Origin of the sequence: Chitinophaga sp. 22620, assembly GCF_052044405.1 — a bacterium.
In the GTDB taxonomy this organism is placed as follows: domain Bacteria; phylum Bacteroidota; class Bacteroidia; order Chitinophagales; family Chitinophagaceae; genus Chitinophaga.
Genome location: NZ_JBQEMV010000006.1, coordinates 217242 through 228206, shown reverse-complemented (window position 1 = coordinate 228206; position 10965 = coordinate 217242). Strand labels below are relative to the sequence as shown.

Genomic DNA, 10965 nt, shown 5'->3' with positions numbered 1-10965 from the left:
ACAACCTTGAAAAAGATCATCGGGTTCGTTTTACTGCTCGCTGCACCCTTTGTTAGTAAATCCCAGGACTGGCATGTCGGTGGAATCGCCGGCATCAGCAATTACAGTGGAGACCTTTCTGAAAAACGCGTGGACTTCGGTTATACGCGCCCAATGCTGGGGATATTATTGAAGAGGGACATCAACCGCTTCCTCACCCTCAGGGCTGGCTTCAGCTGGGGCATGGCCGCCGGGGATGATAAATCCAATTCCGATCCCTCCCTGCAGCTGCGCAACCTCAGTTTCAGCACTCATCTCTGGGAAGGCCATATAGGCGCCGAGCTGAATATCCTTGATATAGACGACAAAGGTTTTACCCCGTATGTGTTCGGCGGCGTGGCGCTGTTCAGCTTTTACCCGTATGCGAAAGATTCGCTGGGCAACAAAGTGCCGCTGCGGCGCCTGAGCACCGAAGGGCAGGGCTTGCCCCAGTATCCTGAAAGAGGGAACCAGTATGCGCTGCACCAGATATCCATTCCTTTCGGGGTGGGTTTCAAATATATATTTACAGACCGCATCACGCTGGGCCTGGAGATTGGCCTGCGCCCCACCTTCACGGATTATATCGATGATGTGAGCACCACTTACGTGGACCAGAACACCCTGCTGGCGGAAAGAGGGCAGACGGCCGTTGACTGGGCCTGGCGCGGGGATGAAGCGAATAAGACCGGCATTACCGGCAATTACCCGGTGGATGGCACGATACGTGGTTCTGCCAAATACAAGGACTGGTATACATTTTCAGGCATCACCGTGATGTACCGTATTGGTGGCAGCAGCGGCGGGCGCCGCAGCACCAATTTCTCGCGCTGCTTCAAAATGTAAAATCATAAAATAACTTTGGCACGATGGTTGCATAAAGGTGAATATACACCCCCAATCAAGTCCAAATAGAAAAAGTAAAAAGGTTGTCTTTAAAGACAGCCTTTTTTTGTTTGCGGTGAAAACGGGCAATACGTTTGTTGGCGTTTCTGCATTTAATATTTCTTTACAACCCGAAAGAAAAAAGCGGCTTCTTTTTTATCTCCACCGTTTTCTTTCATCATTTTTATTTGATCTTTCACTGTAAAAACTTCCTTCCGTTCATCATTCTTCTGCTCCATAACGATGGATTGCATTTCCGTTCATCCGTCTATTTTAGTCCGCTGTAACCCGCTGTGGCGGCGGATGCGAGTTTAAACAACGGTATTGGCATACTTCTTGGATTTAAGGTAATAAGTCCGTCCGCCTTACGCAAATAAGGGGATGAACGGACAGAGAGAACAATTAAAACAGCAGGCTATGAAAAAGCTGATTCTCGTGATGCTCCTCCTTGGAGCAACCTATGCAACTACACAGGCACAGCACAGGGGCAGAGGGCGCGGCCACGACCGCGACAGGTATGAAGATCGTTATGATCGCGATCGTTATGATCGTCGTGCGCGTTATGACGATGATTGTGATGATGACAGGAGAGGACGTCGTGGTCACTACAAAAAGGTGAGGTATTACGACCGCCATCACCATCATCACCCCGGCAGGGTAGTGGTGGTACGCCCCGGCATACCTTACCCGCCGCCTCCGCCGATCCTGGTTCCTCACAGGCCCAGGGTGTCTGGTGTAATTGTTTTCGGTAACAGGTAGAACCTGAATAGCCCCATAGCTGAAAGGCTCCGTTTTGAACGGAGCCTTTTTTTATTCCCCGTAACCAACGTACTTTTGCCCATTGAACGAAAGCTGCAAACTCATGGCATTTAAGCACCTCAGGCATTTTATCGGCACGCTGGACAAAGCGGGAGAACTGGTCAGGATCAAAGAATACGTGAACCCGCATCTCGAAATAGCAGAGATCACGGACCGCATCAGCAAATCCCCTGACGGCGGCAAAGCCCTGCTGTTCGAAAACACCGGCTACGATTTTCCCGTGCTGATCAATTCCATGGGCAGCTACCGCCGCATGTGCATGGCGCTGGGCGTGCAGGAGCTGGATGATGTTGCCTCAGAAATAGAAGGACTTTTTAAAATGCTTTCCAAACCGAAGGAAAGCATCCTCGATAAGCTCGCCATGCTGCCGAAGCTCAGCCAGTTCGCTTCCTGGATGCCCAAAGTGATATCCGGCCGGGGCGCTTGCCAGGAAGTGGTAATGGCCAGCCCCGACCTCGGCAAGCTGCCGGTAATGACCTGCTGGCCGCAGGACGGCGGGCCTTTCATCACCCTGCCTGTTATCCATACCAAAGACCCGCATACCCAAAGCCGCAACGTGGGCATGTACCGCATGCAGGTGTTCGAAAAAGATATGACCGGTATGCACTGGCACAAGCATAAAGTATCCGCCAAACATTTCTCCGAATATAAAAAGCTCGGCAAACGCATGCCCGTAGCCGTTATCCTTGGCGGCGACCCGGTGTACACCTATTCCGCCACCGCGCCGCTCCCCGAAAATGTGGACGAATACATGCTGGCCGGCTTTCTCCGCAAAAAGAAAGTGGAGCTTGTGAAATGCATTTCCCAGCCTGAGATCGAAGTGCCTGCCGACGCGGATTTCGTGATAGAGGGATATGTGGAGCCTGATGAAGAGCTGATCTGGGAAGGACCTTTCGGCGACCATACCGGTTATTATTCGCTGGCCGACTGGTACCCGCGCTTCCATGTTACCGCCATCACCCACCGCAAAGACGCCGTGTATCCTTCCACCATCGTGGGCATTCCCCCGCAGGAAGACGCATGGATCGGGAAGGCGACGGAAAGGATCTTCCTGGCGCCGATCAAAATGACGCTGGTGCCGGAGATCGTGGATATGGAAATGCCCGTGGAAGGCGTATTTCACAACCTCGTGATCGCGCAGATACAAAAAGATTACCCCGGCCAGGCGCAGAAAGTGATGAACGCCATGTGGGGCGCCGGGCAGATGATGTTCAATAAGATCCTTGCCGTTACAGATACCGGCACCCGCATCAACGACTATAAGTCCCTCGCGCAATACGCATTTAAACACCTCAACCCGGCCACGGATATTTATTTCAGCCAGGGCCCGATGGACGTGCTGGACCATTCCTGCTCGCGCATGGGCTTCGGTGGCAAAATGTGCATAGACGGCACGGCGCGCCTTCCCGAAGAAACGGACGACCGCTTCGATACCGCCGCTTTTGCGCCCGAAGTGAACGTGGCCGCGCTGCAGGCCGTTTTCCCCGAAATTAAGTCCGTAAACGTTTCGCTGCTGAAGCTGGACATTCCCTGCATCGTGGTGGCCGTTGAAAAGGACCGCCGCAACCACCTGCGCGAGCTGCATCCGCAGCTGTATGCGCAGCCCGGCATGGAAGGGATTAAAATGATCCTGTACGTGGAACATACGGTGGACCCGCAGGATCTGCCCTCCGCACTCTGGCGTTTCTGCAACAACCTCGACCCCAAACGCGACAACTTCCTGGCTGAACGGCCCTCCAGCCGGAACACACACAAGGTGACCGCCTGCATGGGCCTCGACGGCACCATCAAAACCAAGGAGCTGGACGATTTCCAGCGCGACTGGCCGAACATCATCGTGGCGGACGACGCCACCATCAAAGCTATCGATGAGAAATGGGACAAGCTGGGGCTGGGAGCGTTTTTGACCTCGCCTTCGCTGAAGTACAAACAGCAGATATACGGGCAGGGCGCCGTGGTGAGCCTGTAAAATGATACAAAATGGCCACAGGATGATACGAATCGGCGAGAAGGTTAAAAGGACTTAAGTTATTTTTAGGGAGTTCAACCCACATTAACCCTCTAAAAATTTATCTTATGTCAAAACGAACCCTTTTGATGGCAGCAATCGTTCTTTGCTGCGGCCTTTCCATGAACGCAACTTCCGGCCTGAAAAAAGCTGATCCCGCACCCGCTTTGCACGCGCCCGGTTTTGCCTGGAATTTCATTTATGCTTTCGGCAGCGGTCCCGTACCGGGCTTGAGCTGGTCCGGCGATTATCTGTATATTTCTTCGGGCAGTTACCTGGTGTATTCCGCGAACGGGTATGGATTCCTTACACCGTCAACCCCGGTGTATGTAAGTGCCGTGGATAATGCCAACACGTACGTCCAGGTTGCAGAAACCGGGGGCGGTACGGGCATTTCCTACTACGATTTTATGGAATACTAGTAAAACATTTTTCCGCATCGCGTAAATCAATTTACCGAATTCATAAATGCATGATAATGACCATCGCTACTTTTGTGGCTCGCGCAAATAGCCGAGCTTTACAATAATTGAGTTGGTCGTACATGAAAACGGCGCCTTGTCAAAGGCGCCGTTCTTAATTTAAGCCCGTCATTGCGAGGAGCTGTGGGGAGATTTGTGCAGAAGACGCGACGAAGCAATCTCCTCCCGGTATTGGCGTATCTCAATTCAATGAAAGAGATTGCTTCGTCGCCCACCCGCTTTGGCCGCGCTGCTCCTCGCAATGACGACTCTTCTTATTTATGGATCTCGGAAGTGAAATGGAACTCGATCTCCGGGTTGTTGGCCCTTTCCGTGTTCAGGTACCATTCGCTTTGCGCGAGGTATACCAGGTGGCCGTCTTTATCGTACACCACGTTCGCGCCTTTGAACCGGATGAATTCCTCCAGCTTTTGTTTCGGCCCAGTGATCCAGCAGGCTTTGTAGAAGGGCAGGGTGTTGAACTGGCAGGAAGCGCCGTATTCCTGCAGCAGGCGGTACTGGATCACCTCGAACTGAAGGTCGCCCACGCAGCCGATGATCTTGCGGTTGCCGTTGTGCTGGGTGAACAGCTGGGCAACGCCTTCGTCCGTGAGCTGCGAAATGCCTTTTTCGAGCTGTTTGGTCTTCATCGGGTCCTTGTTCACCAGTTCCTTGAACAGCTCGGGAGAGAAGCTCGGGATGCCGGTGAAATAGAAGTTCTCGCCTTCGGTGAGCGTATCGCCGATCTTGAAGTTGCCGGTATCGAACAGGCCCACCACGTCGCCGGGGAAGGCATCGTCCACGATATTCTTTTCACGCGCCAGGAAGCTGTAGGGGTTGGCAAACCGCACATCTTTATCAAGCCGCACGTGGTGATAGAATTTATTCCGCTCAAACTTGCCGGAGCACACGCGCAGGAACGCGATACGGTCGCGGTGGCGGGGATCGAGGTTGGCGTGGATCTTGAACACGAAGCCGGAGAATTTATCTTCATCCACTTTTACCTCGCGGGTGCTGGCCTCGCGGTTGCGCGGGATGGGGGCTATCTCCACGAAGGTGTCCAGCAGATCCTTTACCCCGAAGTTGTTTACGGCGCTGCCGAAGAACACGGGGGCCAGCTTGCCTTCCAGGTAAGGTTGTTTGTCGAACTCGTCGTACACGCCTTCGATCAGCTCCACGTCGTTGCGCAGCTGCGCGGCGTCCTGCGCGTTGAACAGCTCGTCCACCTGCGGGCTGCTGAGGTCGGCCATGGGCACTATATCTTCGTCGGTCGCTTTGCGGTTGGCCGCGAACGACACGAAACTTTTATCATAAAGGTTATACACCCCCTTGAAATCCTTTCCGCCGCTGATGGGCCAGCTGAGCGGGCGCACACGGATGTTGAGCAGCTCTTCCAGCTCGTCCAGCAGGTCGAAGGGATTTTTGCCGTCGCGGTCCAGCTTGTTCACGAAAATGATCACCGGCGTATCGCGCATACGGCACACTTCCATGAGCTTTTTGGTCTGCTCTTCCACCCCTTTCACGCAGTCGATCACCAGCACCACGCTGTCCACCGCCGTGAGGGTACGGTAAGTATCCTCCGCAAAGTCTTTGTGGCCGGGGGTATCCAGCAGGTTCACGAGGATGTCTCGGTATTCGAAGGTCATCACGGAGGTGGCTACGGAGATACCGCGCTGCCGTTCTATCTCCATGAAGTCGGAGGTTGTATGTTTCTTGATCTTGTTGGACTTTACCGCGCCCGCCGTCTGGATAGCGCCGCCGAACAGGAGGAATTTCTCCGTCAGGGTGGTTTTCCCCGCGTCAGGGTGGGCAATGATGGCAAAGGATTTCCTTTTGCTGATCTCGTTAAGATATTTTGTCATAAATGGCTGCAAAGGTACATTTTTCTCTGAAAACCGGGGATACTTGCCATTAGTCATAATGCCATCCGTCGCATTATATAATATGCTAAATTTGGATCATGCTATCTACCCTTAAAATTCTATGGAGCAGCTTCAAAATGGCCCTGCAGGAGCTGCGGGTGAACAAGCTCCGTACCTTTCTTTCCTTATTGGGCATCACTATCGGCATCTTTTGCATTATTGCGGTGCTGACCGTTACGGGTAGCATGGAATCCAATATCCGGAAAGACCTGAACTCACTGGGCACCAATGTGATATTCGTGCAAAAATGGCCATGGGATGGTGATGGCGAATGGTGGCGGTATATGAACCGCCCCGAGCCCAAGTATTCCGAACTGCGGGCTATCCGGGAAAAGGTACAGTCCGCGGAAGTGGTCACTTTCCTGTTCAGCTCCAATGGCCGGAAAGTGGAATTCGGCTCCGACTATATGGAAAATGTGGAAATGCTGGCCACCACGGCTGATCTTGAAAAGTTGCAGCCGGTGGAACTTTCGGCGGGGCGTTATTTCAGTCCTACCGAGCTGACCAGCGGCTCCAATGCGGTGGTGCTGGGCGCCAATATCTGGGAAGGCCTGTTCTTCACCCCGGAAGCCGCTGTGGGCAAGGTGGTGCGGATCGGGGGAAGGAATACGCGGGTAATAGGCGTGCTGAAGCGGAAAGGGGAGAGCCTGATGGGCGGGGTGATCAACGATAATACCATGATACTGCCTTATACTTATGCCAGAACGATCATAGACGAGCGGCGCTTTGCCGATCCCTGGTTCATGGTAAAGGCCAAACCGGAAATAGCCGTGGGCCAGCTGAAAGACGACCTCACCGGCGCCATGCGGGCCATTCACCGGCTAAGACCCACGCAGGAAAACGATTTTGCGCTGAATGAGATCACCACCGCCCAGAAAGAGCTGGAAAGCGTGTTCGGCAGCATCAATTTAGGGGGATGGATCATAGCTATTTTTTCACTGTTTGTCGGATGTTTTGGCATTGCTAATATCATGTTTGTAAGCGTAAAGGAAAGAACCAGTATTATAGGACTCAAAAAGGCCATAGGAGCCCGCCCGGGTATAATTCTGATGGAATTCCTGATCGAATCTATTTTGCTATCCCTTATTGGAGGCGGATTGGGGCTTCTTTTTGTATTCATCGGGACTTTGATTGCAAAAAACATGTTTTCCAGCTTTGAAATAGCCATGTCTACAGGGAATATTATCCTGGGACTCTCCATATCTGCCGTTGTAGGGGTTATCGCCGGATTTATACCGGCTTTTTTGGCCAGCCGCCTGGATCCTGTAGTTGCAATTCGCAGCAATTCGTAACTTTGCGGCCTTATGGCGGTCAATATTTTAGCGATTGAATCTTCCTGCGACGATACCGGCGCTGCCGTGATCGCGGACGGGAAAGTGTTATCCAATATCATTGCGGGCCAGGCCGTGCACGAGCAGTACGGCGGGGTGGTGCCGGAGCTCGCTTCCCGCGCCCACCAGGAGAATATTGTACCCGTGGTGGACCTTGCCCTTAAAAAAGCAGGCATGCAGCTCACGGACCTCAATGCTATTGCCTTCACGCAAAGCCCCGGCCTGATAGGCTCCCTGCTCGTAGGCAGCTGCTTTGCCAAGTCGCTGGCGCTGGCGCTGGACCTGCCGCTCATCGGCGTGCATCACATGCAGGCCCATGTGCTGGCCAATTTCATTGACGATCCCCAACCGCAATTCCCCTGCCTTTGCCTTACCGTTTCAGGCGGGCATACCCAGATCGTACTGTGCGAAAGTCCCCTGAAGATGACTGTAATAGGCGAAACGACGGACGACGCTGCGGGCGAGGCTTTCGACAAAAGCGCCAAGCTGCTGGGGCTGCCGTACCCCGGCGGGCCGCTGGTGGATAAACATGCCCGTGAAGGCAATCCCGAACGTTTCCGTTTTCCCGAACCACAGATACCCGGGCTGAACTTCAGCTTTTCCGGGCTGAAGACCGCGATCCTGTATTTTCTCCAGGAAAACCGGGCGAAGCAGGCCGATTTCGCGGAGGTGAATATGGCGGACATCTGCGCGTCCATACAGCACCGCATTGTGACCATATTGCTGAACAAGCTGGTGAGGGCTTCCAAAGAAACCGGCATCCGCGAGATCTGTATAGCCGGCGGCGTGAGCGCCAATTCAGGCCTCCGTAAAGCGCTCGAAACCTATGGCGCGCAGCATGGCTGGAACGTATACATTCCCAAATTCGAATACTGTACAGACAATGCGGCCATGATAGCCATCACCGCGCATTACAAATACCTTGCGGGCGAGTTCAGCCCGCTGGATACCGTGCCTACGGCCCGGGCGGCTTTTTCGGCTATATAAGCGGCAACGTATTACAGCGATTTTCAACTCACATGGGCAACAGCTATTTCCGGTTCAAACAATTCACCGTACAGCAGGCGGGCAGCGCCATGAAAGTATGTACAGACGCCTGCATACAGGGCGCTTTCACCGCCGCCTTTGTAAAGCAGGAGCCGCGCATCCTCGACATTGGCGCCGGTACCGGGCTGCTCAGCCTTATGCTCGCACAGCAAAGCGGTGCCATAATAGACGCGCTGGAACTGGACGAGGCTGCTTTCCGGCAGGCAACACATAATTTCAAAAGCTCTCCCTGGCCCGGCCGCCTGCATGCCCTGCACCAGGATGTACAAGCCTATGCGCCCGCAGAACCTTATCCCTTCATCATCACCAACCCGCCCTTTTACGAAAACGATCTTAAAGGTCCTGACCACCGCAGGAATGCCGCCATGCACACCACTACGCTGGACTATACCGCGCTCCTGAGCGCCATCAACCGTTTGCTCACGCCGGGCGGGCGGTTCTCTGTATTGCTGCCCTATGAAGGGTTTCAGCGTTTCCGGGAAATGGCGGAAGCGGCAGGTTATACTTTGCAGGAATTGCTGGAAGTGCGGCAAACACCCGGCCATGGCTTTTTCCGTTCCATCGGGATATTTGGCCGGGGAGGGGGGACGCATATGCGGGAACTGACCGTGCATGATGCCGGAAGGCAATACACGCCGGCGTTCACGACTTTGCTGAAGGACTATTATCTGTACCTGTGAATTACTCCACTGCCGCGGTTTTCGGGCCTTTGGCATACGCTTCCATATACGCATACCTTTTAGTGAGCTGCCCGCCTTGCGTGATGGTGGCCTTTTCGATCATTTCGCTGCCGCCTTTCAGGAGGTCGTCGAAGATGTATTTCATAAGGTGGTCGCCGAAGAACTGCGAAGCGTCGCGCGGGAGCTCGTTGGGCAGGTTGCCTACGGCCATCATGGTCACGGAGCCGTCTTCGTAGGGCTCGGTCCTTTCGCGGGAAAGGCGGTCTACGCCGTACGCCGGTTGTTCTATCGTGGCGTCTCCGAGGTTGCAGGGGATGGAACCGTTCTGGTCGTCCGTAATGTCCGCGATCACCTTGATGCGGAAGTTATCCTTGGCCAGGTCTTCCCAGGTAAAAAGCGGTTCGATCTTTTTATCCCAGTAAATGCCGTTCATGAGGATGTCGCTGCAGGTAACGTAGGGGAGGAATTTGCAGTCGTAGAGTTCGGGATGGGCGTGAAAGTCTTCCCGGCTGTAGGTCTTATCCGTTCTGCGCAGGTACAGTTCGCCGGCTTTCAGCTGGGTATATACCGGGTATTCGTAGCGGTTGATAAGGTATTCTTCCGGGGGGATGTATTTGATGCCGAGCAGGCCCATCACTTCCAGGATGCCGGCGGTAACCCTTCCGGACCCGGTAGCGACGATCTTCACAGGCGGCAGCTTTACGCCGAAATAGTGGGTGATCAGCTCCTGGAAATCGTGGCATTCATGCACGCGTTTAAAATCGAAAAGGCCCGTGCGGCGGCCGTATTCGAGCAGTCCGTTATGCGCGCCCACTACGCCCGCAAAAAAACCGAAGCCCAGGATGCGCTGCCCGTCCGCATGTACGAGGCATTCATAGTCGATGAGGGTGATGCCTTTGTCCACGATCGCCTTGAACATGGCCTGGTTCTGCGGTTGCAGCTTTTTGGTATGGGAAAAGAAGAGATAGGTTTTATGCGGGATGAGCCTGTCCACCGGCACTTCCTTGATGCCCAGCAGGATGTTGCAATGGGAAAGGTCTTCCGCCAGGGGGATGCCGGCGGCGGCATATTCATCGTCTTTGTAGCAACGGTGGGGGGAAGGCTGAACGGTGATCTGTACGTCCGGGTAGTTGTTCATGATCCACTGGCATTGCAGCGGGGTGAATGCAACGCGATTGTCCTGCGGTATTTTTTCTTCCCTGATGAGCCCTATGTGTAGTTCTGCCATGATTGTTTTCGGGTAAGTCAACGAATGCTGCAACATTACTGTAAATTTGCATTTTAGCAAAATAAGATGGAGTATCTGGATCAATTGAAAGGAATACTGGCGCCGGGGGAGCAATACCCGTTGCCGGAGCTGTTTAAAATGGAAATGCTCGCATTGAACGAGCGGTTGCTGGAGCTGGAGTTGGCGGCGTTGCCGGAAGAGCGGGCGCAGTTTGCGAACCAGGTAAGCGGCCTGATGTCGGCGCACTTCCTGGAAGTGGCGGACGATATTAAAGCTTATGCCCGGGGCAAAGCCACGCCTGCGCAGGTTATACTGCTGAAGGAGTACTATGCGAAGCAAAAATTTTGTTTGCGGATTATGGAGAGATTATCTACATTTGCATCCCGCGATCAGGTTTCATAACCTGGATGCGATTGCCCAGATGGCGGAATTGGTAGACGCGCTAGACTCAAAATCTTGTTTCGGCAACGGAGTGCAGGTTCGATTCCTGTTCTGGGCACGGTGAAAGCCAATTAATTAGGGCCACTCATTGAGTGGCCTTTTTCTTTCCGGCAACCCGCCTTTTA

10 protein-coding genes and 1 tRNA gene are annotated in these 10965 nt (G+C 53.7%); 8 read left to right on the top strand and 3 right to left on the bottom strand.

Annotation, left to right across the window (positions count from 1 at the left end; all coding sequences use genetic code 11):
• Window positions 1–6: 6 nt before the first annotated feature.
• A complete protein-coding gene (locus ACTJIK_RS24740; RefSeq protein WP_440650232.1) occupies window positions 7–864 on the top strand; it encodes a DUF6089 family protein in 858 nt (285 codons plus the stop codon).
• A gap of 152 nt (window positions 865–1016) precedes the next feature.
• Here the strand turns inward: ACTJIK_RS24740 and ACTJIK_RS24735 are convergent, their stop codons facing one another.
• Window positions 1017–1142, bottom strand: a complete 126-nt coding sequence (locus tag ACTJIK_RS24735) for a hypothetical protein (RefSeq protein WP_440650231.1) — start codon at window positions 1140–1142, stop codon at window positions 1017–1019.
• A 623-nt stretch (window positions 1143–1765) separates the two neighbouring features.
• Here ACTJIK_RS24735 and ACTJIK_RS24730 point away from each other — a divergent pair.
• Entirely contained in the window at window positions 1766–3691 is a 1926-nt protein-coding gene (locus ACTJIK_RS24730; RefSeq protein WP_440650230.1) for a menaquinone biosynthesis decarboxylase, read from the top strand.
• 128 nt (window positions 3692–3819) lie between these two features.
• On the top strand, window positions 3820–4152 hold the full coding sequence (locus ACTJIK_RS24725; protein ID WP_440650229.1) for a hypothetical protein: 333 nt from the start codon (window positions 3820–3822) through the stop codon (window positions 4150–4152).
• Window positions 4153–4466: 314 nt separating this feature from the next.
• On the opposite strand, the gene ACTJIK_RS24720 is transcribed toward ACTJIK_RS24725, so the two are convergent.
• Window positions 4467–6053, bottom strand: a complete 1587-nt coding sequence (locus tag ACTJIK_RS24720; RefSeq protein WP_440650228.1) for a peptide chain release factor 3 — start codon at window positions 6051–6053, stop codon at window positions 4467–4469.
• Window positions 6054–6151: 98 nt separating this feature from the next.
• On the opposite strand from ACTJIK_RS24720, the gene ACTJIK_RS24715 reads away from it, so the two are divergent.
• Genes ACTJIK_RS24715 through ACTJIK_RS24705 form a run of 3 tightly spaced genes read left to right on the top strand, consistent with a single transcriptional unit; the run spans window position 6152 to window position 9171 of the window.
• Window positions 6152–7405, top strand: a complete 1254-nt coding sequence (locus tag ACTJIK_RS24715; protein ID WP_440650227.1) for an ABC transporter permease — start codon at window positions 6152–6154, stop codon at window positions 7403–7405.
• Between the two features lie 12 nt (window positions 7406–7417).
• Window positions 7418–8431, top strand: coding sequence for a tRNA (adenosine(37)-N6)-threonylcarbamoyltransferase complex transferase subunit TsaD (tsaD, locus tag ACTJIK_RS24710; protein WP_440650226.1), 1014 nt, complete (start codon window positions 7418–7420; stop codon window positions 8429–8431).
• A 32-nt stretch (window positions 8432–8463) separates the two neighbouring features.
• The gene (locus ACTJIK_RS24705) at window positions 8464–9171 is read left to right on the top strand and encodes a tRNA1(Val) (adenine(37)-N6)-methyltransferase (RefSeq protein WP_440650225.1); all 708 of its coding nucleotides are present in this window, start codon (window positions 8464–8466) and stop codon (window positions 9169–9171) included.
• 1 nt (window position 9172) lies between these two features.
• On the opposite strand, the gene ACTJIK_RS24700 is transcribed toward ACTJIK_RS24705, so the two are convergent.
• Complete coding sequence (locus ACTJIK_RS24700; RefSeq protein WP_440650224.1) at window positions 9173–10399, bottom strand: NAD(P)-dependent oxidoreductase; 1227 nt, start codon at window positions 10397–10399, stop codon at window positions 9173–9175.
• Window positions 10400–10465: 66 nt separating this feature from the next.
• Between ACTJIK_RS24700 and ACTJIK_RS24695 the strand changes: the two genes are divergently transcribed.
• Both ACTJIK_RS24695 and ACTJIK_RS24690 read left to right on the top strand, forming a co-directional pair.
• Complete coding sequence (locus ACTJIK_RS24695; RefSeq protein ID WP_440650223.1) at window positions 10466–10801, top strand: hypothetical protein; 336 nt, start codon at window positions 10466–10468, stop codon at window positions 10799–10801.
• A gap of 13 nt (window positions 10802–10814) precedes the next feature.
• A tRNA-Leu gene (locus ACTJIK_RS24690) sits at window positions 10815–10898 on the top strand.
• Window positions 10899–10965: the final 67 nt, after the last annotated feature.